This window comes from Streptomyces sp. adm13(2018) (genome assembly GCF_008042145.1).
In the GTDB taxonomy this organism is placed as follows: Bacteria; Actinomycetota; Actinomycetes; order Streptomycetales; family Streptomycetaceae; genus Streptomyces.
Map to the genome: position 1 here is coordinate 1 of NZ_RDBH01000081.1, position 21,729 is coordinate 21,729.

General features: G+C 73.8%; 16 protein-coding genes. 3 read left to right on the top strand and 13 right to left on the bottom strand.

The window, feature by feature from the left end:
* Positions 1 to 58: 58 nt before the first annotated feature.
* From EAO70_RS07275 to EAO70_RS07295, 5 genes are all read right to left on the bottom strand, one after another.
* A complete protein-coding gene (locus tag EAO70_RS07275) occupies positions 59 to 721 on the bottom strand; it encodes a deoxynucleoside kinase (RefSeq protein WP_148002189.1) in 663 nt (220 codons plus the stop codon).
* Between the two features lie 198 nt (positions 722 to 919).
* Positions 920 to 1,492, bottom strand: a complete 573-nt coding sequence (locus EAO70_RS07280; RefSeq protein WP_148002190.1) for an antibiotic biosynthesis monooxygenase — start codon at positions 1,490 to 1,492, stop codon at positions 920 to 922.
* A 96-nt stretch (positions 1,493 to 1,588) separates the two neighbouring features.
* Positions 1,589 to 1,942 (bottom strand): UBP-type zinc finger domain-containing protein, encoded by a 354-nt coding sequence (locus tag EAO70_RS07285; RefSeq protein WP_148002191.1) that lies wholly within the window; start codon positions 1,940 to 1,942, stop codon positions 1,589 to 1,591.
* Entirely contained in the window at positions 1,939 to 3,465 is a 1,527-nt protein-coding gene (locus tag EAO70_RS07290) for an ATP-binding protein (RefSeq protein ID WP_261992727.1), read from the bottom strand. Before EAO70_RS07290 ends, EAO70_RS07285 begins: the two co-directional genes overlap by 4 nt.
* Before the next feature lie 56 nt (positions 3,466 to 3,521).
* Complete coding sequence (locus EAO70_RS07295; protein ID WP_148002192.1) at positions 3,522 to 5,198, bottom strand: FAD-dependent oxidoreductase; 1,677 nt, start codon at positions 5,196 to 5,198, stop codon at positions 3,522 to 3,524.
* Between the two features lie 334 nt (positions 5,199 to 5,532).
* On the opposite strand from EAO70_RS07295, the gene EAO70_RS07300 reads away from it, so the two are divergent.
* Positions 5,533 to 7,419, top strand: coding sequence for an AMP-dependent synthetase/ligase (locus tag EAO70_RS07300; RefSeq protein ID WP_148002193.1), 1,887 nt, complete (start codon positions 5,533 to 5,535; stop codon positions 7,417 to 7,419).
* A gap of 70 nt (positions 7,420 to 7,489) precedes the next feature.
* Here EAO70_RS07300 and EAO70_RS07305 read toward each other — a convergent pair whose 3' ends face one another.
* The 7 genes from EAO70_RS07305 to EAO70_RS07335 all read right to left on the bottom strand — a co-directional run bounded on the left by EAO70_RS07305 (position 7,490) and on the right by EAO70_RS07335 (position 20,395).
* Positions 7,490 to 8,899, bottom strand: a complete 1,410-nt coding sequence (locus EAO70_RS07305) for a M1 family metallopeptidase (protein WP_148002212.1) — start codon at positions 8,897 to 8,899, stop codon at positions 7,490 to 7,492.
* A gap of 44 nt (positions 8,900 to 8,943) precedes the next feature.
* On the bottom strand, positions 8,944 to 12,846 hold the full coding sequence (locus tag EAO70_RS07310; protein WP_148002194.1) for a Pls/PosA family non-ribosomal peptide synthetase: 3,903 nt from the start codon (positions 12,844 to 12,846) through the stop codon (positions 8,944 to 8,946).
* A gap of 213 nt (positions 12,847 to 13,059) precedes the next feature.
* Positions 13,060 to 13,662, bottom strand: coding sequence for a maleylpyruvate isomerase family mycothiol-dependent enzyme (locus EAO70_RS07315; RefSeq protein WP_261992728.1), 603 nt, complete (start codon positions 13,660 to 13,662; stop codon positions 13,060 to 13,062).
* A gap of 86 nt (positions 13,663 to 13,748) precedes the next feature.
* Positions 13,749 to 16,067 carry an alpha-N-acetylglucosaminidase gene (locus tag EAO70_RS07320; RefSeq protein ID WP_148002196.1) on the bottom strand — a complete coding sequence of 773 codons (2,319 nt, stop codon included), beginning with the start codon at positions 16,065 to 16,067 and terminating at the stop codon, positions 13,749 to 13,751.
* A 39-nt stretch (positions 16,068 to 16,106) separates the two neighbouring features.
* On the bottom strand, positions 16,107 to 17,696 hold the full coding sequence (locus tag EAO70_RS07325) for an MFS transporter (protein ID WP_148002197.1): 1,590 nt from the start codon (positions 17,694 to 17,696) through the stop codon (positions 16,107 to 16,109).
* Between the two features lie 250 nt (positions 17,697 to 17,946).
* Positions 17,947 to 19,590: an ADP-ribosyltransferase domain-containing protein gene (locus EAO70_RS07330; RefSeq protein ID WP_148002198.1), complete on the bottom strand. Its 1,644-nt coding sequence runs from the start codon at positions 19,588 to 19,590 to the stop codon at positions 17,947 to 17,949.
* 136 nt (positions 19,591 to 19,726) lie between these two features.
* Positions 19,727 to 20,395 (bottom strand): macro domain-containing protein, encoded by a 669-nt coding sequence (locus EAO70_RS07335; protein ID WP_148002199.1) that lies wholly within the window; start codon positions 20,393 to 20,395, stop codon positions 19,727 to 19,729.
* A gap of 144 nt (positions 20,396 to 20,539) precedes the next feature.
* On the opposite strand from EAO70_RS07335, the gene EAO70_RS07340 reads away from it, so the two are divergent.
* Complete coding sequence (locus tag EAO70_RS07340; protein ID WP_148002200.1) at positions 20,540 to 20,842, top strand: ArsR/SmtB family transcription factor; 303 nt, start codon at positions 20,540 to 20,542, stop codon at positions 20,840 to 20,842.
* Positions 20,839 to 21,231 (top strand): VOC family protein, encoded by a 393-nt coding sequence (locus EAO70_RS07345; RefSeq protein WP_148002201.1) that lies wholly within the window; start codon positions 20,839 to 20,841, stop codon positions 21,229 to 21,231. Before EAO70_RS07340 ends, EAO70_RS07345 begins: the two co-directional genes overlap by 4 nt.
* A gap of 36 nt (positions 21,232 to 21,267) precedes the next feature.
* Here EAO70_RS07345 and EAO70_RS07350 read toward each other — a convergent pair.
* Positions 21,268 to 21,729 (bottom strand): sulfite exporter TauE/SafE family protein (locus tag EAO70_RS07350; RefSeq protein WP_148002213.1); only part of this gene is annotated, 462 nt, incomplete at its 5' end.

Sequence of the window (21,729 nt, forward strand, 5' to 3'; positions counted from 1 at the left end):
CACGGCCCGGCCCGCCGTCGTCACCCCGGCGGCGGCCCGGACCGTGTGATCCCGCCGGTCAGACCCGGCGGGTGGCCGCCGCGAGGGCGTCCCTGACCTCCCGGGCCACGCGCTCCGCGTCCTCGGGGATGTTGACGACGTCCGTGTGGTTCATGTCGATCACGAGGACGTCGCTCGCCGAGTAGTGCTTGTGCACCCAGTCGTCGTAGCCGGACCACAGGGTCCGGTAGTACTCGACGAGGCCCTCGTCCTGCTCGAAGTCCCGGCCGCGCAGACCGATGCGGTGCAGCACGGTCGGGAAGTCGGCCTTGAGGTAGACCATGAGGTCGGGCGCCTTGCGGTAGGGCAGGCCGTCGATCTCGCGCATCATCTCGGCGAGCAGCCCCTCGTACACCTGCATCTCCAGGGCGGTGATGCGGCCCAGGTCGTGGTTGACCCGGGCGAAGTACCAGTCCTCGTAGATCGACCGGTCGAGGACGTTGTGGCCCTGCTTGTAGGCCTCCTTGATCGCGGCGAAGCGGGTCTGGAGGAAGTACAGCTGGAGGAGGAAGGGGTAGCGCTTCTCCTGGATCTCCTCGGGGCTCGCCGTGTAGAAGAGCGGGAGGATGGGGTTGTCCTCGACGCTCTCGTAGAAGACGTCGCTGCCGAGATCCTTGGCGATCAGCTCGGCCACGCTCGTCTTGCCGATTCCGATCATGCCGCCGACGCAGATCACGGACATACCTCACTTCTCCCTGGGAGTCTTCCTTGCACGGGCGGGTGAGCCGGATGAGCCGGGGACTCCGCACCAGTGAGACGCACGTCGGTGGTCACCCGATTCCCGGGATCTTCGTGATCAGCGTCGTCGGCCCGAGGCCGCCCTGAATCTTAGATGACGAACGCGGGCGGCGCGGGCGCCCGCGTCCGGCCCCCGCGGCGGCTACGGAGTGAGCCAGCGGCGCAGCAGCCTGCTCACCGCCGGCATCGCCACGTACGTCATCAGCACGTTGAACACGCACGCCACGACGGCGCTGCTGACCAGGAGCGGGAGGGTGGTCAGCCGGGGGAGCAGGAACAGGCTCCCCAGGACCGAGATCGGGTAGATCGCCAGGGTCGCGCTGATCGCCATCTTCCAGCGGGGCGGCGCGGGCCGGGTCGAGCCAGGCTTCGCGAACCACGTCTCCATGCCGGTCAGCGTCCGCCGGGCGACCTCCGAGTGGTGGTGGCCCTCGCAGTCGGCGAACCAGGACGCCCGCTCCGGGGACTCCTGCCACGCCCGGCAGGCGGCCTCGTCCCGGAAGCGGTGGACGAGGAACCACGGGGCCGCCCCGCCGGAGGAGCGGAAGAAGCCGTAACCCAGATGACCCGGGAAGGCGGCGGCGCTCTCCAGGATGCCCTTCGCCCAGAACTCGAAGGCCGCCTCGTAGCCCGGTTCCACCCGGCGGGCGATGAGGAGGGTCACCTCGCCGGTGTCGGCGGGGACGGCGGTGTGCTCAAGGCTGATCACGCTCACAGGAACTCCATCCGATCGCGCCGCGCCCGGCCGTACTCTACGCAGGGCCCGGCACGCGCGGTCAACCGCCCGGAGCTGCTGGGGCGGGGCCTTCGCTCAGGGGTGGAGGTGCTGTCGCCAGTCGTCCGGGACGCGGCCGACCGGGCCGGGTGCCGGCTGGTCGGCCGGGTGGCCGTGCGGCGGCGCCAGCGCGGGGCCGCCGTCGTACAGGTCGTCCGTGGCGTAGTTCCAGAACCAGGCCTCGCCCGGCTCGAAGCTCTGCACGAGCGGGTGGCCGGTGGACTTCCAGTGGGCGGTGGCGTGCCGGCCGGGGGAGGAGTCGCAGCAGCCGACGTGCCCGCACTGCGCGCAGCGCCGCAGATGGAACCACCAGCCGCCGGCCGCGTCGCAGTCCGTGCAGCCGGTTCCGCTGGGCGGGACGCTCGGGTCGATTCCCTCGATCTCGGTCATGCGCGCTCCTCGTCGGTGCGGGCGCCGGTCCCCGTGGCGGTACCGGGCTCTGGATCGGTGTCCGAGTCGGTCACCGAGTCGGACACCGGGTCGGGCTCCGCTCGGGTCTCGGGGGCGGTCAGCGGCAGCAGCACCTGGAAGCGGGTGTCGCCCGGGACGGACTCGACCTGGAGGCTGCCGTGGTGCTTGCTCACCACGATCCGCCAGGAGATGTCCAGGCCGAGACCGGTGCCCTCGCCGACCGGTTTGGTGGTGAAGAAGGGGTCGAAGATACGGCTGCGGATCTCCTCGGGGACACCGGGTCCCGTGTCGCGGAACTCCACGAGCAGCCGGTCGCCCTCACGGGCCGTGCGGACCGTCAGGGTCCCCTCGCCGCTGGCGCTCCCGATGGCCGACACCGCGTTGTCGATGAGGTTGGTCCACACCTGGTTCAGCTCCGCCGGGTACGCGGGCACGTCGGGGAGGGAACGGTCGTACTCCTTCACGACCCGCACCCGGGAGCCGATCTTCCCCGACAGCATCAGCAGGGTGCTGTCGAGGAGTTCGTGGACGTCCACGTCGCGGTGCGGGGCGCGGTCGAGCTGCGCGTACTGCTTGGCCGCGTCCACCAGATGGGAGACGCGGTTGGTGGCGTCGTCGATCTCGTCCATCAGCAGCTCGGTCTCGACCGTGTAGTTGAGCCAGCCGACCGCCCCCGGCAGGACGTCCTCGGCCACGGTCGCCGCCACCTGCTCCAGCCAGTCCGTGTCCAGACCGGCCTGGACGAAGACGGGCGCGTACCGCCAGCCCTCCTGGATGCCGTGGTCCTCCAGCCAGTCGGCGAGCTCGTCCTCCCGGTCGGAGGCCTCCAGCGGGCTCAGCGCCGGTGCCTTGGCGACCCGCTCCGCGGTGCGCTCCTGGATCTCGATCAGGTCGGCGAGCGCCTCCCGGGAGTAGGGGCCCCGGGCGATGACGGACAGCTTGTGCCGCATCTTGCCGACCCGCTCCCGGAGCGCCGCCGTGGCCCGGACGGCCGCGGCGGCCGGGTTGTTCAGCTCATGGGTGAGGCCGGCGGACAACGAGCCCAGTGCCAGCAGCCGTTCGCGCTGGCCGATGGCGCGCTGGGTGTTCTTGGACCCGAAGAACAGCCCTTCGAGGAGGTGCACCGCCATCGGGAACCACTCGGCCATGACGTCCGCGAAGGACTGCGCCGGCATGACGAAGAACCGGGTGGGCGCGGTCACCCGCATCGAGTTGTTGTACGTCTGGGGCACCCGGTCGCCCAAGTACGCCTGCATGGCCCCCGCGTACACACCGCGCTGCGCGGTGCGGGTCACCTCGACGTCGTCGGCGCCGACCCGGCGGTACAGGACGACGGTGCCCTCGATCATCACGTAGAAGCAGGTCGCGGGATCGCCCTCGGTGTAGACCGGGCCGGGCCCGAACAGCTCCACCCGCCCCTCGGCGCACAGCCGGTCCAGCTGCTCCGGGGAGAGCTTCTCGAACAGGAACAGCGAGCCGATCTCGCGCCGGTCGCAGGGCATCACCCGGCCGTCCGTCTCCAGGCCACCCGCGCCTTGGTCGCCCGTGTCCCGGCCGGTCATGACTGCTCCAGATAGCGGTGGACGAGCATCACGGCCATGGCTCCCTCTCCGACGGCGGAGGCGACGCGCTTCGCGGACCGGGCGCGCGCGTCGCCCGCCACGAACACCCCGGGGACGTTCGTCTCCAGGTGGTACGGCGGCCGGTCGAGGTCCCACGCGGCCGGCGGCCGCCCGTCCGGCGTGAGGTCGGGGCCGGCCAGGATGAAGCCGTGCTCGTCGCGCAGCACCGTCCCGTCGAGCCAGTCGGTCAGCGGGGCCGCCCCGATGAAGACGAACAGCCACTGGGCGTCGACGACCTCGGTCCCGCCGGTCACGGCGTCCCGCAGGGTCAGCCGCTCCAGGTGCTCCGCGCCGTGCGCCGCGTCGACGACCGTCCTGGGGCGCACGGTGATGTTCGGCGCCTCCTCGATCTGCTGGATCAGGTAGTACGACATCGTCGCCGCCGGCGACTCCCCGCGGACGAGCAGCGTCACCGACTTCGCGCCCCGGGCCAGGAACACCGCGGCCTGCCCCGCGGAGTTCGCGCCGCCGACGACGTACACGTCCTGATCCTCGCAGGACGACGCCTCGGTGAGGGACGAGCCGTAGTAGACGCCGCGGCCGGTGAGGTCCTCGCAGCCGGGGGCCGGGAGCTGCCGGTAGGACACCCCGGTCGCGAGGATCACGCTGTGCGCGGCGACCTCCGTGCCGTCCGAGAACCGCACGACGCGGGCCGCGCCGTTCGCCTCCAGACCGGTGACCTCGCGGGCGGTGAGGATCTCGGCGCCGAAGCGGCTCGCCTGGCGGCGGGCGCGCTCGGTGAGCTGCCCGCCGGACACGCCGTCCGGGAAGCCGAGGTAGTTCTCGATCCGGGAGCTCTGACCGGCCTGTCCGCCGGTCGCCGAACGCTCGACCAGCACGGTCCGCAGCCCCTCGGAGGCCCCGTACACCGCCGCGCCGAGCCCGGCCGGGCCGCCGCCGATGACGACCAGGTCGTAGAAGTCTGCGGCCGGAGTCGTCGCGAGCCCCACGTGGGCGGCAAGACCGGGCGCGTCCGGTTCGACCAGGGCCGTGCCGTCGGGCGTGATCACCAGGGGCAGCCGCCGGTCGTCGGCCCCGGCGGCGGCGAGCAGGCGCCGGCCCTCGGGTTCGTCGGAGGAGTACCAGCGGTACGGCACCTGGTTGCGGGCCAGGAACTCGCGCACGGACGAGGAGCGCGCCGACCAGCGGTGGCCGACCACCTTGGTCGCGGCCACGGGCCGGTGGTCGCTGGAGCGCCAGGCCGTCAGCAGGTCGTCCACGACCGGGTAGAGCTTCTCCTCCGGCGGGTCCCACGGCTTCAGCAGGTAGTGGTCGAGGTCGACGACGTTGATGGCGTCGATGGCCGCGTTCGTGTCGGCGTAGGCGGTCAGCAGGACGCGGCGGGCCCCCGGGTACACCGCGAGGGCCTGCTCCAGGAACTCGATGCCGTTCATCTGCGGCATGCGGTAGTCGGCCAGGATCACGGCGACCAGATCGCCGCGCAGCTTGAGCTCGCGCAGCGCGTCGAGGGCGGACTCGCCCGACTCGGCGCGCACGACGCGGTAGCCGCCGCCGTAGCGGCGCCGCAGGTCGCGGGCGATGGCCCGGGACACTCCCGGGTCGTCGTCCACGGTCAGGATGACGGTCCGCGCCGCGTCGGTGGCCTGTGCCATGCGTCTCCGCCCTGCTCGCTTCGGACGGCCGGCACGGCGGGCTGCCGACGCCGGCTCCCGCCCATCGTATGTTCGATCGGGGAGGACCGCCCGGGACGCGGGAACCCGTCGGCGGACCCTTCTCCGCCCGGAAGGACCGCCCGGCACGCCAGAACCCGCCGGCGCACCGTTCACCGTCGGGCAGGACCGCCGGGGACGCGGGAACCCGCCGGCGGACCTTTCTCGGTCCGCTCCCTTACGCACCGGTGCGCTTCCGCCTTAGCCTCGCCCCAGCCCGTACGTCCCCGGCCGGTCGACCGACCGTCGCCGGGCGCTCCGGCCCCGGGGGGTTGAGTTGAGTTCCGCGCCGCACCTGCTCGAAAGCCGTCCGCCCTCGATGGCGCACCTCTTCCTCTCCCGGGTCGCGGCCACCCCCGACCGCGAGGCCTACCGCCACCCCGTGGCGGTCGGAAACGGTCCGCCGGGCACCGAGGAGTGGCGTTCGCTGACCTGGGCGCAGACCGCGGAGCGCGTACGGGCGATCGCGGCCGGTCTGCTCACCCTCGGGCTGGCTCCGGAGGACCGGGTCGCCATCTCCTCCTCGACGCGGATCGAGTGGATCCTCGCCGACCTGGGCATGATGTGCGCCGGTGTCGCCGCGACCGCGGTCTACCCGAGCACCAACGGCGAGGAGACGGCCTACATCCTGGCCGACTCCGGCAGCCGGGCGATCTTCGTCGAGAACGCCGAGCAGCTGGCGAAGGTGGCCGCGTACGCGGCCGCGCTGCCCGAGCTGGGCACTGTCGTCGTCATCGAGGCGGCGGGCGACCCGCCCCGGGTGGAGGGTCTCGACGTGCTCACCCTCACCGAGCTGGAGCAGCGGGGCGCGGCGCACCTGAAGGAGCACCCGGACGCGGTCGAGACCCGGGTCGAGGCCATCCGCAGCGACCAGCTCGCCACCCTCATCTACACCTCGGGCACCACCGGCCGCCCGAAGGGCGTGCGTCTCGTCCACGACTGCTGGTCCTACCAGGCCGCCGCGCAGGAGGTCAGCGGGCTGCTGCTGCCCGACGACGTCCAGTTCCTCTGGCTCCCGCTCTCCCATGTCTTCGGCAACGCCCTGATCGCCGGCCAGGTGAAGACCGGCAGCGTGATCGCCGTGGACGGCCGGATCGACCGCATCATCACCAACCTCCCCGTCGTCCGGCCCACCGTGATGGCGTCCGCGCCGAGGATCTTCGAGAAGGTCTACAACGGCATCGCCGCCCGGTCGCGGGCCGAGGGCGGTCTGAAGCACCGGATCTTCCTCTGGGCGGCGGGGGTCGCCCGCGACCACGCCAGGACCGGGCAGGAGAACCTGGTGGCCACGGGACGGCGCTCGGTACCGCGGTGGCTGTCCGTGCAGCACGCCGTGGCCGACCGGCTCGTCTACGGCAGGATCCGGGCGGCCTTCGGCGGCGCGCTCCGCGGCAGTGCCTCGGGCAGCGCCGCGCTCGCCCCCGACATCGGCTACTTCTTCGCCGGAGCGGGCGTGCCCGTCCTGGAGGGCTACGGTCTGACGGAGACCAGCGCGGCCGTCACGGTCAACCCGGCCGAGGACTTCCGGGTGGGCACCGTCGGCCGGCCGCTGCCCGGGACCGAGGTCCGGGTCGCCGGGGACGGGGAGCTCCTGCTGAGGGGGCCCGGGGTGATGCGCGGGTACCACAACCTGCCGGAGCGGACCGCCGAAGTGCTGGACGACGACGGCTGGTTCCGCACCGGCGACATCGGCGAGATCGACGCGGACGGCTTCGTCCGGATCACCGACCGCAAGAAGGACCTCTTCAAGACCTCGGGCGGCAAGTACATCGCGCCCACCGAGATCGAGAGCCGGTTCAAGGCCGTCTGCCCGTACGCGAGCAACATCGTGGTCATCGGCAGCAACCGCAACTTCTGCACCGCCCTGATCGCGGTCGACGAGACCGTGATCATGCCCTGGGCGGAGGCCGAGGGCCTCGGCGGGCGCGGCTACGCGGCGGTCGTCTCGTCACCGGAGGTCCACGCGCTGATCGACGGCTTCGTCCAGCGGGTGAACGGCGACCTCCAGCGATGGCAGACGATCAAGAAGTTCGCGGTGCTCCCGCGGGACCTCGACATCGAGCACGGCGAACTGACCCCGAGCCTCAAGGTGAAGAGGCCCGTCGTGGAACGCGCGTACGCCGACGTCGTCGAGGCGATGTACGAGGGCGCCCGGGAGGCCTGACACCCGGCGACCCGAAGCCGGGTCCGAAGCCGGCGGCCCGAAGCCCGGCACCCCCGCGGCGGGCAGCCCGTCAGGCCGAGGCCCTGCCCAGCCCCCCGGAGCCGCCGTTCGTGGGCGGGTACGAGGGGCGTGCCGGTATCGACGGGGAGCCGTGCGGGGCCGGGAAGGGCGGCAGGGCCGGCTGCCGCAGCCAGGCCGTGAGCAGGGCGTCCACCGGCTCGGTCGCGTAGCGGGACACGTGCGCCGCGAACGACGCCGTGGTCACCACGCCGTGGCGGTGGACGGTCGACCAGTCGCGCAGCATGGGGAAGAAGGCCGCGTCGCCCAGGGCGCAGCGGACGGCGTGCACGGTCAGGCCGCCCCGCTCGTACAGCCGGTCGTCGAACATCAGCTTGCGGCCGGGGTCGGCGAGCTTCAGGTCCTGCGGCAGCGCGGCGAGGAACCGGTGCGCGACGGCGGCCAGTTCGTGCGCCGTGCGGCCGCCGGAGCGCTCCGACCAGAGCCATTCGGCGTACTTGGCGAGGCCCTCGTTCAGCCAGATGTGCCGCCAGTCGGCGATGGTCACGCTGTTGCCGAACCACTGGTGCGCGAGCTCGTGCGCGACGAGCCGCTCGGAACCGCGCGCGCCGTCCACGTGGTTGGCGCCGAAGAGGGACAGCCCCTGGGCCTCCACCGGCACGTCCAGCTCCTCGTCGGCGACGACCACCGCGTACTCGCCGAACGGGTACGGCCCGAAGAGCTCCTCGAACAGCCGCATCATCGCGGGCTGCCGGGCGAAGTCGCGCGAGAAGCGGGACAGCAGGTGCGCCGGCACATGGGCGCTCTGCGGCACCCCGCCGAGCCCCGGGTCCCCCAGCAGCACCGTCTGGTACATGCCGATGGACAGGCCCACCAGATAGCTGGACGTCGGCGCGGCCTGCTCGTACACCCAGGTGGTCGTGCTGGCCTTCGTCGTACGGGTGAGCAGCCGGCCGCCCGCCACCACCGTGTACGCGGACGGCGTGTTGACCGAGATCTGGTACGAGGCCTTGTCGGCGGGCCGGTCGTTGCACGGGTACCAGGAGGGCGCGCCCACCGGCTGGCTGGCGACCAGCGCGCCGTCGGTCAGCTCCTCCCAGCCGAGGCCGCCCCAGGGGCTGCGTACCGGCTTGGGATTGCCCGCGTAGTTCACCTCCACGGTGAACGCGGCGCCCGCGGACAGCGGCTTGGCCGGCCGGACCCGGAGCCGGCCGCCGCGGTGGGTGTAGTGCGGGGCCCGCCCGTTCACCAGGATCCGGCCGACCCGGAAGTCCGACAGGTTCAGCTGGAACTCGGTGAGCGGCGCCCGGCCGGCGATCGCGCTGAGCCGCGCGGTCCCCGCCAGCCGGTTGGGACCCGGCCGGTACTCCAGAGCGAGTTCGTACCGGTGCACGCGGTAACGGGAGTCGCCGTGGTCGGGGAAGTACGGGTCCGCTGCCGCCGTCGTCCGCTCGCCGCTCAACTCTGCTCCCGCTCCCTGCCCTGTGCCGTGCGCGTGCTGCCCGTTCAGGGCCGCCACGCCTCGATCGGATTGCCCAGCCAGCGGGTGTCGGCGGGGACGGATTCCCCGGCCATCACGAGCGAGGCGGGACCCAGTGTGCTGCGGGCCCCGACCGAACTGCCGGGCAGGACGATGCCGCCCGGGCCCAGGGTGGCGCCCTCGCGGAGAACCACAGTATCCGTCCTCAAGATCCGGTCGTGGAAGAGGTGCGTCTGCAGGACGCAGCCGCGGTTCACGGTGACCGCGTCGCCGAGGGAGACCAGATCGGTTTCGGGCAGCCAGTAGCTCTCGCACCACACGCCCCGGCCGACCCGGGCCCCCAGGCCGCGCAGCCACAGGGTGAGCAGCGGTGTGCCCGGCACCGACCCGACCAGCCACGGCACGGCGAGGACCTCGACGAACGTGTCGGCCAGCTCGTTGCGCCACACGAAACCGGACCACAGCGGGTGCTCGGCCGTCCGGTGCCGGCCCACGAGCAGCCACTTGGCGGCCACCGACAGCAGACAGGCCGCCGCTCCGGCGGCGATCAGGACCGGCCCGGACAGCAGCGCCGCAGCCAGGACCCCCGTCTCCGCCGCCAGGGCGCACAGCGTCGCCGCGGTCAGCACCGCCAGAGCGGCCGAGGCGAAGACCGGGAGCAGCCGGCAGAGCTCCACCAGGCCGCGCGCCCACAGCAGCCGGGCGGGCGGGTCGTACGTCCTGCTCTGGTCGGAGTCCGCCGCGGGCCGCGGCAGCCGGACCGGCGGCAGGCCCAGGTACGAGCTGCCCTTCTTGGCCTTCTTCGGCGTCGCCGACAGCACCCCGACCAGCCCGTCGTCCGGCACCGTGCGGCCCGGCGCGGTCATGCCGGAGTTGCCGAGGAACGCCCGGCGGCCGATCTCGGAGTGCCCGATCCGCACCCAGCCGCCGCCCAGCTCGTACGGGGCGGTCAGGGTGTCGTCCGCGAGGAACGCGCCCTCGCCGACCGTGGTCAGGCTCGGCAGGGCGAGCACCGTGGACACCTCGGCACCCCGGCCGATCCGCATCCCGAGCAGCCGCAGCCAGACCGGGGTGATCAGCCCGGCGTACAGCGGGAACAGCGTCTCCCGCGCCCGGTCCATCAGCTGGGTGACGGTCCACGCCTGCCAGGCGACCCGGCTGTGCGTCGGATGGCTGCCGGTGCGCAGCCCCAGGCTGAGCAGCCGCACGGCGACGAGCACCAGCGACGCGTACGCCAGGCCGTAGGCGAGCGCCCCCGGCACCACGGCGAGCAGGGCGCCCCGCAGGGCCCCGGAGAGCCCGGCGCCGGCGGGCACGAAGCGGGTCGCCACGAGCAGCGCCGGCAGGGCGGCGAGCACCGGCAGCAGGGTGAGGAGGATGCCGGTGGTCCCGTAGACCGCCCGCCAGCGGAGCGGCCGCGGCGGGCGCTCCTTGGGCCAGTTCCGCTTGGCCTTGCCGAGCTTGCCCGCCGGTGCCCCGGCCCAGCGCTGCCCGGTCGGGATCTGCCCGGCCACCGCGGATCCGGGCGCCACCTCGGCCCGCTTGCCGACCCGCGCCCCGGGGAACAGCAGGCTGCGGGTGCCGACCACGGCGCCCGCCCCGACCTTCACCGGGCCGATCTCCAGCCGGTCGCCGTCCAGCCAGTACCCGGAGAGGTCCACCTCGGACTCCACGGCGCAGCCGCGCCCCAGCTTCAGCATGCCGGTGACCGGCGGCAGCGAGTGGAGGTCCACGTCGGGGCCGACCTTGGCGCCGAGCGCCCGCGCGTACCGCTCCAGCCAGGACCCGGTGAGCGAGGTCGCGCCGGACAGCTCGGCGAGCCGCTCGGCGGTCCACAGCCGCAGGTGCACTCCGCCGCCGCGCGGATGGCGGCCCGCCCGCACCCCGCGCAGCAGCAGCCGTGCGCCGCCCGCCGCGATCGCGAGCCGGCCGGGCGGGCTGAAGAGCAGCGCCGCGCCGGCGGCCACCAGCCACCACGAGGCGGTCGGGGCCCACGGCGCGGACCCGGACCACGCCAGCACGTTGCCCAGGGCGAGCAGGGCCACCGTCCAGCGGAGCCCGACGATCGTGAAGAGCGGCACCAGCAGCACGGTCTGGAGGAGACCGGCCCGGAACGGGACCGGCGGGATCGTCCGCACGGCCCCGTCGTCCTGGACGGACCTCTCCAGACGCCGGGCCAGCTTGCGCAGCGTGGGCTGCTGGTAGACGTCGACGACGGCCGCGCTCGGATAGCGGGTGCGGAGCCGGGTGGTGAGCTGTGCGGCGGCGAGGCTGCTGCCGCCGATGGCGAAGAAGTCGTCGGCGGCGCTCGTCACGGCCACCCCGAGGGTCTCGCTCCACTGCTCGGCCAGCCAGGCCTCCGTGCCGTACAGCTGCTCGGCCGGGCCGGTGGTCTCCAGGTCGGGCAGCGGCCACGGCAGCGCGTCCCGGTCGACCTTCCCCGACGTACGGGTGGGCAGCTCGGCGACCGGGGCGAGGAGCGGCACCAGGGCCGCCGGCAGCTCGGCGCGCAGCCGCTCGACCGCCGCCGCGCGGTCCCAGCCCTCCTGGGTCACGAGGTAGCCCACGAGCAGCTGGTTGCCGCTGCGCGCGGTGCGGACGGCGGCCGCCGCCCCGGCGACCCCGGGCAGCCCCTGGAGGGCGGAGTCCACCTCGCCCAGCTCGATGCGGCGGCCGCCCAGCTTGATCTGCTCGTCGCCGCGGCCGAGGAAGACCAGGCCCTCGGGCTCGGCCCGGACCAGGTCACCGCTGCGGTAGGCGCGCTCCCAGCCGAGGGACTCCAGCGGCGCGTACTTCTCCGCGTCCTTCTCGGGATCGAGGTAGCGGGCCAGCCCGACGCCGCCGATCACCAGCTGGCCGCTGCCGCCCATCGGCACCGGCTCACCGGACTCGTCGACCACGGCCAGCTCCCAGCCGTTCAGCGGGAGCCCGATCCTGATCGGCTCCGCGCCGGTCAGCAGGGAGGCACAGGCGACGACGGTGGCCTCGGTGGGCCCGTACGTGTTCCACACCTCACGGCCCTCGGTCACCAGCCGCTGGGTCAGCTCCGGCGGGCAGGCCTCACCACCGAAGATCAGCAGCCGGACCTCGGCCAGGGTCTCCGGATCCCACAGCGCGGCAAGCGTCGGCACGGTGGAGACCACGGTGATCTCCTGCTCCACCAGCCAGGGGCCGAGGTCGGCGCCGCTGCGCACCTGCGACCGGGGGACGGGGACCAGGCAGGCGCCGTAGCGCCAGGCCAGCCACATCTCCTCGCAGGACGCGTCGAAGGCCACGGAGAGCCCCGCCATGACCCGGTCGCCGGGACCGATCGGCTCGTCGACGAGGAACAGCGCCGCCTCGGCGTCGACGAACGCGGCCGCGCTGCGGTGGCTGACGGCGACGCCCTTGGGCCGGCCCGTGGAACCGGAGGTGAAGATGATCCACGCGTCGTGCTCGGGGCCCGGGCGTCCGGCCGGGGCGCCCTCGCCCGTGTGACCGGTGACGTCGATCCGGGGCCCGCCGCCGACGACCGCCCGCACCCCGGCCTCGCCGAACACCAGCTCGGCCCGCTCGTCCGGGTCCTCGGCGTCGACCGGCACGTAGGCGGCTCCCGCGGCGAGCACGGCGAGGATCGACGCGTACAGCTCGTTCGTCCCGGACGGCACCCGGACCCCCACCCGGTCGCCGAGCCCCACACCGGCCGCCGCCAGCGCCCGGCGCCGGTCCTCGACCTCGGCGGCGAGCGCCCGGTAGGTCAGCCGCGCGGTGCCGTCGTCCAGGGCGAGCTCGTCGGGGTGGGCCCGCACCGATGCCTCGAAGACGTCGACGAGGGTGCGCACCGGGGCCGCGGGGCCGGCGGAGAACCGGGCCGACTTGTCGGCCTCCTCCGCCCAGCCGTCCGCGTCGTGGAGCAGAGTGGTCTCACCGTGCTCGGGTGTGGCTGCCATCGGACCTCGCGTCTCGTTCCCGGCAACGTCCGGGTCGCCGGCGGAGCCCGGGTCTGCCCGGGTTGTTCCGTTCCGACGCCAAACAGCCCGCCAGTCTAGTGTGTCGGCCCGGATTCTCCGGGCGGCACCTTGCGCGTGGCTGGTGCGCAGCGGTATAGGAGGCGTCTTCCGGCTGTCCGGGCGGTGGCCGGCACCGCCCGGTTCCGTGCCCGCTCAGGCACCCGACAGCACCGCCGCCCCCGGGCCGCGGAGGTCGTCCAGCGCCGCCGCGCGCCCGGTCACCGCGAGCAGCAGGGACAGCGCGGGGCCCTCCGCCGCCGGCCCGTCGCCGAGGGCCAGGTCGGTGTCGGTCGCCGTGATCCGGACGCGGGTCAGGAGCTCCTTGGCGCCGCCGAAGGCCACCGGGGTACGGGCCTGGAGACGCAGGGCCCGCTCCACGGCCCGCGGCGGGTACGAGCGGCCGAGGCCCAGGGGGCGGCGGATGTCCTCCCCGTGGACCAGCTCCTCGACGAGCCGGCTGTCCAGGGGCGCGGGCGGCGCCGAGGTCCTCGGCGCCGCCCGGCGGAACCGCTCCAGGGTCTCCGCCGGTGCGGCCCCGCGCGCCCGCTCCACCCCGCGGCTGTTCAGCCGGTCGAAGTCGAACCGCGCCCGCACCAGGCCGGTGAGGAACCCCAGGCGCGTCGCCCGGGCGTTGTCGACGAGATGGGCGAGCACGTCGTGCACGGTCCACCCCGGGCAGAGCGAGGGCCGCCGCCACTGCTCGTCGTCGAGCCGCGCGAGATCGTCGATCAGCGCCGCCCGCTCCGCGTGCACCATGGCCCAGACGTCGTCCGTCACGGCTTCTCCTTCGTCCGTCGGTCTCTCCAGCTGACACAGGGAAGGACGTCCGGAACGGCGGGAACTCATCGGCGGGCCGCCGCCAGTGCCGTCCGCACCTCGCCCGCCAGGGCGACGGGGTCGCCCGCGGGCTGCGTGGGATAGCTCTGCCGGCCGTGCGCCCAGGCGTCGTCGCGCGCGAACCAGTCGATCGCGGCCGGCGCCGTGCCGGTCGCGAGCGCCCGGTCGAGACTCGCGAAGTAGGCGGCCCAGCGCGGCGCGTAGACGTCCTGGACGAGGCCCGCCCACTCGCGGTTGGCGTAGTCGCGCAGCCCGCCCGTCTCGCTCGGCCCCCGGTCGCCCCAGGTGGTGAGGATCGACCGGGCGTCGTACTCCAGCCGGTCGCGCTCCGCCGGGTCGGCGCCCCAGGAGCGCGCGTCCGCCAGCCAGGGGCCGACCAGGAACCGCCGGTCGGAGCCGACGAGCCGGCCGAGCAGCTCGTGGTGCCCCTGCCACTCGCGTACCAGCGTCCGGAAGCCGTCGAGGTCCTTGGTCTCGTACGCGGTCCTGATACGGGGCAGCAGGACCCTGGCGCGGTTGGTGAGCGCCTGCCGTGCCACGTCCACGAGGTCGAAGCGGTACGCGTCCGTGGTCCGCAGCGGGGCCGCCACCCGGAGGAGTTCCCCGAGGGCCCGCTCGACCGTGGCGGCGTCGTACCGCATGGCCTTCGGGCTCCACTTGGCCGCGGTCGACGCCGTCAGGGACGGCCGTGCGGCGAAGAGGCTGTCCTGCGGCTCGCTCCAGGTGCCGGTCGGCATGTCGTACGGGCCGCGGCGCAGTTCCTCCCACGCGGCGGCCGCGTGCGGGTCCGCGCCGCCGTAGCGGCGGGCGGCGTACGCGGCGAACCAGTCCTCCTGGTCGATCGGCCCCGGCTGCCAGGCGAGTGCGGTGAAGAGGTCGAACGCGGCGGGGTTCCCCCCGGTGCCCTCGGGGAGGTACGCGATGCCGCGCAGCGCGCTGTCCTCCTTGCCGAGCCAGGCGTGGAAGCGGTCGAGCCACGCGCCCGTGTTGGCGCCGATACTGGTGTGCCCGCCGAAGTTGGGGATGGTGCCGAAGGCGTACGGCGTGCCGCCCCAGCGGGCCTCGCGGTCGAGCCCGTCGTACCGGTCGGAGAGGCCGTCGACGATCAGCACCCGGCTGCGGTCGACGCCGCTCAGGAGGGCCGGGGCCGGGTTGTCCTGCCAGCCGAGCATCACCCAGGTGGCACCCGGACGCGCGGTCTCCAGGGCCCGCTGGACGGCTCCGGCGGCCGCCGAGACATCGACCCCGCCCGCGGTCCCGCCCTCGTGCAGCAGGTCCATCTTGACCATGTCGCTGGGACCGAAGCGGGCCTGCTGGACGCGGTAGTAGGCGGCGGCGAGCCGGTCGAAGACCGGTCCGGTCGGGTCCAGCCAGGCGGGCCGCTCGAAGCCCACCCACCGGCCCTGCGGCACGGTGACCGCACCCTCGTTCCGGCCGGCGAAGTCCGTGGGCACGGTGCCGAAGAACCCCGGCAGCACGGGCGTCATCCCCAGCGAACGGAGGTGGTGCGCGATCCGGGAGCCGAGCGCCGCGCGGGCCTCGACCAGCTGCTCGGAGACCGGCCCGGCGAAGCCCGACAGGTTCTGCAGCAGCCACCAGCCCTGATGGGCCGGGCCGGGGATCCAGTCGCGCAGCTCCGCCGCGCTGTAGCCGAACTCCTGGAGCGCCCGGTAGTACGGGTACTCGCCGCCGGTCGGGACGAATACCTCGTTCACGCCGTGCAGCGCCATCAGGTCGATGTCGTGCTGGTAGGAGGCGAAGTCGCGGTAGGCGCCGGAGTACCCCTCGTCGGTGTCGTTGAGCGCGTACCGGTGGGGCACGGACGCCGAGCGGGTGAGGGTCCCGGTGACCGCGGGAAGCGTCGCGGGCAGTCGGGCGACGCTGGAGCCGGGCCAGCCGAGGTCGACGCCCGCGACCTCCTCCAGGTACCGGCCGACCCCGGTGAGGAGGGTGGCGGGCGAGGTGCCCCGGACCACGATCGCCCCGGCCCGGCCCGACACCGTGAACGCGTCCCCCGACGAGGACTCCTCGACGGGTACGAGGGTGAACTGCGCGGCCCGGGACGGCAGCAGGCGCTCCAGGGCGGCCCGGGCGGGCGCCGGGTCGAAGAGGGCCTTCGGGCCGTGGGCCGCCGACGGGCCGGCGGTCGCGGACGGCGGCGCGGCCGCGGACGCGGTGGCGCTCGGCAGGGGACGCACCCCGGGCGCCACCGCCGCCAGGGCGGCCAGCACCGCGGCGGCGAGGGCGGTGCGCCGCCGGTGGGAGGGGGCGCCGCGGCGGGTCGCGAGGACCGAGCGGCATCGGGTGAACAGGCGGCGGCCCATGTGGCTCCTGCGGGGAAGTGGTCGGCGGCGGGGCGGGGTTCAGCGGTCGGGGGTGCGCTCGGTGACCCGCGTCCCAGGGTGGGCGAGCGAGCACAGGAACGCCACGGCCAGGGCGATCGCCATGCCGTAGAACACCCATTGGTTGGCCTCGGCGAAGTCCATCCGGATCGCGTCCCCGGCCCCTTGCAGGGCCTTCGCCACCGGCCCGTCACCGGACGGCCCCTGGCCGTCCGGGTGGCCGGTGACGGCCTCGGCGACCTTCTCCGCGGTGGCCGACGCCTCGGCCGGCGGCAGGCCGCGGCCCTGGAGCGTGGCGGTGATCTTGTCCGTGGAGACATGGGCCAGCACGGTACTGAAGACGGCCATCCCGATCGCGGCGGCGTAGTTCCGGATCGTCTGGGTGATCCCGGTGACCTCGCCGTACGAGGCGCCGATGGCCCGGTTGACGGCGTCGGTGGAGGCGGGGGCGAGGAGGAAGCCGATGCCGGCGCCGGCCATGGCCGCGTACGGCCACTGGTCGTGCATCGACAGGTCGGTCATCTTCTGGGCCCACAGGTAGAAGCCGACCGCGCCGAGCGCGCAGCCGATCTTCATCGCCGGCCGGGCGCCGCGCTTGTCGAGGATCCGGCCGCCCCACTGCGAGGCGATGCCGAAGCCGATGAAGAAGTAGAGGAGGAACAGCGCGGCCTGGTTCGGCGAGGCGCTGAGCGAGACCTGGGCGTACACGGAGGAGAAGAAGAACACCGGCACGAAGGCGAGCATCGCGAAGAACAGCACGAGGCTGTCCACGGTGAAGGCGCGGTCCCGGAAGACGTCGAAGTCGATCAGCGGGTGGGTCGTGCGCCGTTCGTAGCCGTAGAACAGGACGAGGACGAGCAGGCCGCCGACGATGCAGGCCCAGGTCGTGACGCTGCCCCAGCCCCAGGAGGAGGCCTGCTGGAAGCCCAGCACGCTCAGGCCCATCCCGACGGCGACGAGCGCGGCCCCGACGACGTCGAGCCGCTCGGAGCGGCGGCTCTCGGGGATCCGGGCGAGCAGGGCGAGGACGATGGCGATGACGGCCACCGGGACGTTGACCCAGAAGATCGCCCGCCAGGTCCACGCGGTCAGCCAGCCGCCGAGCAGCGGTCCGACGGCGGTGAGGGCGCCGGAGAGCCCGAAGAAGAGCGCGAGCGCGCGGCCGCGCCGCTCGACGGGGAAGACGGCGATCACGACGGCGAGGGCCGCCGGGAACATCAGGGCGGCCCCGAGGCCCTGGGTGGCGCGGAAGATGATCAGCCAGGTCTGCGCGAAGTCGCCGGACGGGACGCAGCCGCACAGCACCGAGGAGATGACGAAGACCAGGGTGCCGATCAGCATCACCAGACGGTGGCCGAAGAGGTCGGAGAGCCTGCCGCCGAGCGCGAAGAACGCGGCGAGGGAGAGCAGGTAGGCGTTGACGACCCACTGCATGCCGGAGGCGGAGAGGCCGAGTTCGGAGGTGATGTCGGGGGCGGCGATCGACACGATGGTCTGGTCGATGAAGGTCATCGACACGGCGAAGAGCATGGCCGCCAGCGCGAGGTTCTGACGGGGCGCCCGGGCGGCCGCGGTGCCGGTCGGTTCGGGGTGCGGGGGAGTACCTGCCATGTACGGATGATCGTCCCGGGTCACCGTGCGTGCATGCCGGGGCCGCCGCCCGAGGGGGCGGCGGCGCCGGACGGGTGAACCGCGGGGACGGATCTGCGGCTGTGTGGGTGAGACGCCTCCGCGGTGGGCGGGCCCGGTCCTTGGGTGAGGCGCCCCCCACATGGGTGTGGCGGCTCGGTGGCGGTCGGGTCCGGTCCGTGGGTGAGGCGCCCCGCGTGGGTGTGGCGCCTCGGTGGCGGGCGGGTCCGGCCTAGGACACCAGCCCCTGGCCCTCCAGTTCGGTCAGCCGGACGGTGCAGAGGCCTCCGCGCTCGGACTTCACCTCCGTCACCTTCAGCTGCGTGCCCGGCGCGAGGATGTACTCCTCCTCGCCCGTGAACGCGGAGAACCGGCGGATCGCCACCGCGCGCGCCGGGGTGACCTCGAACAGGGTCCGCCTGCCGCGACTGCCGAGGAACGCCTTCGCCACACCCAGCTCGGACGTGCAGGACGACACGCCCCACCACGTCACCGTCCGCCCCTGCGGGTACTGCGAGCGCAGGTCCAGCGCCACACCGCGCCACAGCGGCCGGGTCTGCGCCGGCAGCGCCTCCACCGCCGAGAACAGCAGCCGCAGGTACGGCAGGTAGGGCACGATCCGCTCCCGGTCGGGGGAGCGCAGGACGGCGTTGATCTCGCGGTAGAACGCCGACTCGCAGGTGTACAGGTGCAGCGCCGCGATCGCGTCCGCGGACAGTCCCTCACCGGCGGCTGACGCCCCGGCGACGGCCGCCTCGGCGATCCGCGCCTCGCCGAACGTGCTCGACCTCTCGATGTGCCGGTCGAGCCGGGCCAGGACCCGCGACACCGGCTCGACGGCCTTGCGGAAGTCCATCAGCGGGGTGTCGAACACGCCGGTGACCGCCGGCAGGACGAGCCCCTCGTCCTTGACGCTGGTGAGCCGCTCCAGATACAGCTGGTGCAGCTCCATGGTGGAGGCGATGAACGCCCCCATCCGCTCGGCGACGTCACCGCGCTCCGCGCCGCCCGCGCCCGCCGCCGGCCGAACCCAGCCCTTGCTGGGCAGCCAGTCGACCGGCTCGGCGCCCACCGCCGCCAGGGCGTCGTTCACCTGGGCGAAGTGGTCGCCCTCGCAGAAGACGTCCCCCTGCGCGGCCGGGTTCGCGTGGTCGAGGTGCCGCACCTCGACGCCCGGGTACTTCTTCTCCAGGCGCTGGACGACCCGCTTCAGGCTCCGGGCGTGCGCACCCCACCAGGCGAACACCACGCCCCGGTCCTCCGGCGCGGCGTGCTGCTTGGCCCGGAGGATCTCCTCCACGATCTGCTCGGCCACCGGCCGCCAGAAGGCGGTGTGGCGATCCGTCGGCACCGCCCCGTCGGCGTTCGCGGTCAGCGAGGCGTTGAGCAGGAGCACACCCTGGGTCAGCATCGCCTGGAACCACTCCGGCGGTGCGACGGTCCCCTCCTTCTCCAGGAGGGCGCGGACGTCGGCTATCGGCGTCTTCTTGACGATGCCGTACTTCCACATCGCGGCCGCCTTGATGAGGCAGCGGATGCTGACCACCCGGCCGAACTGACTGTCCTTCCAGTCGCCGAAGGTGTTGTCGAACATCGCGATTCCGGTCGCGCTCTCCGGCCGCGGGTAGGGGTTCTGCCCGAAGGCGACCACCTTCCACCTGTGCGGCGGATGGGGCTTGAGCGCCTGGAAGGTCAGCTCGCGGACCGGTACGACCTCCGGGCTGCGCTGGGGGCCGATGAAGTCCGCGGCCCCCGGCAGTCCCTCGATCACCGGCGCCAGCAGCGGGAGCCAGGGCTCGCCGCCGCCGGTGAACAGGTCCGCGAGGGTCAGGGGGTCGCCCGCGGCGCCCGGAGTGGTCGGAGGGGCGTCGTTCACGAGGTCGGAACTCCCGGAGATCGGACCGGCCGCCCCTGCGGGCCCGCCGGAATCCTGTACGGAGGTGGAGGGGGGTGTGGCCGCGGTGGCTTCGGCGCCGACGGTCTGCGCGCCGCCGGTCTGCGGGGCCGTGGCGTCAGCGGCGAAAGGAAGGCCGCCGCGGGACGGTGATCCGGACCCGCCGCGCGGACCCCGCTCCCTCGATGTCGTCGAGCTGGCCGAGCACCGCGGCCCGCAACTCGTCGTAGTCCGTGAACCCGTGGTCGTGGAAGAGCGTGTACCCCGTCCACATCAGATTGGCGCACACCCCCGCCGGCACCCGGCCGGTCTGCGCGCCCATCCCCACGAGCGCCACCGACCGGATGCTTCCGGGCCTCGCCCGGTTCTGCAGGTGGACCGCCTGGAACGCCGCCGCGCAGGCCAGCGCCACGTTCATCGTCGCGCTGACGTTCTGCGAGGACTGCCGCATGGTCGGCGTCGAGATCAGATACCGCGGCACGGCCGCCCCGGACGGCACGCACACCGCGCTGCCCACCGGCAGGCTCCCGCCGAACCGGTCGCGGATCGCCCGCTGCACGCGCACCTGGATGCCCGCCCCGAGGTGGCGCTTCACGACGGCGTCCACGCCGCCGTCCATCCGGCCCCGGGCGTTGGTGGGGGAGACCCAGGCGTCGACGTCCACGTCGAGCAGAGAGCCCCGCCGGATCTCCACCTCGGGCGTGTCCGCGAAGGCGGACCGCCAGGCGGCCACCACCTCGTCGTTGACATCGACCAGCACCACCCTCAACGCACGTTCGTCACGCACGGATCCGCCCCTCTCGCCCAACCGATCGAACAAGATCGAAGCTATCGCGGGGCACTGACAACGCCGCCGCGGCGAAGGCGGGCGGGCGCCGGGCGGCTCCGGCCCGACTTGATAGGCAAGTGGACGCTTGCCTATGGTGGCGTGGTGGCCGACGACCTCTTCAAAGCCCTGGCCGACTCCACCCGGCGGACCATCCTCGACGAGCTGACGCAGAAGTCCGGGCAGACGCTGTTCGAGATCTGCGCCCGGCTGAGCATGAAGCACGACCTGGGTCTCTCGCGCCAGGGCGTCTCCCAGCACCTCGCCGTGCTGGAGGCGGCCGGGCTCGTCGAGACCCGGCGGGAGGGGCGCTACAAGTTCCACGACCTGAACACGGCCCCGCTGCGGCGGATAGCCGAGCGGTGGCTCGTACCCCAGCCGTCCCGACCGGAGGAGAACACCCCATGAAGATCCACCTGACCAGTGTCTTCGTCGACGACCAGGCCAAGGCCGAGCGCTTCTACACCGAGATCCTCGGCTTCGTGAAGAAGCACGACGTTCCGCTGGGCGGCACGGACCGGTGGCTGACCGTCGTCTCGCCCGACGCGCCCGGCGGCACCGAACTCCTCCTGGAGCCCGCCGGCCACCCCGCGGTCAAGCCGTACCGCGACGCGCTCGCCCAGGACGGGATCCCGCTCGCCCAGTTCGCCGTGGCCGACGTGCGGGCGGAGTTCGAGCGGCTGACCGCCCTCGGGGTCCGCTTCACCCAGGAGCCCCTGGAGATGGGACCCGTCACCACCGCCGTCTTCGACGACACCTGCGGCAACCTGATCCAGATCGCGACCGAGCCCCGGTAGGGCGAGCGCTCCTCCCGTCCGTGCCCCGCGCCCCCGTCAGGGGTGGCGCGGGGTCCGTCGCAGGCGGGGGGCCGCCAGGGCCGTCAGCCCGCTTCCCAGCGCGGCCCCGAGGACGCCCCAGGTCACCGGGTGCGCCCAGGCGGCGGCGGGAAGCTGCCGGGCCAGCACGTAGGTCCCCATGACGACGGTGAACCAGCCGAAGGCCGTCCGCAGGGCGTCGGGCGGGATGCGGCCCGCGAGCCGCGCACCGGCCGTGCCGCCGAGCACGGCGGCCGCGGTGACGGTCAGCGCGAGGCTCCAGTCGATCGTCACGCCCGCGAGATGGCCGGCGAGCCCGGCGAAGGAGTTCATCGCGATGGCGAGGAGCGAGGTCCCGACCGCCACCCCCGCCGGCAGTCCGCCGAGGACGAGGGCGGGGACGACGAGGAACCCGCCGCCCGCGCCGACCAGCCCCGTCACGGCCCCCACCGCCAGGCCCTTGGCGGCGAGCCCCCGGAG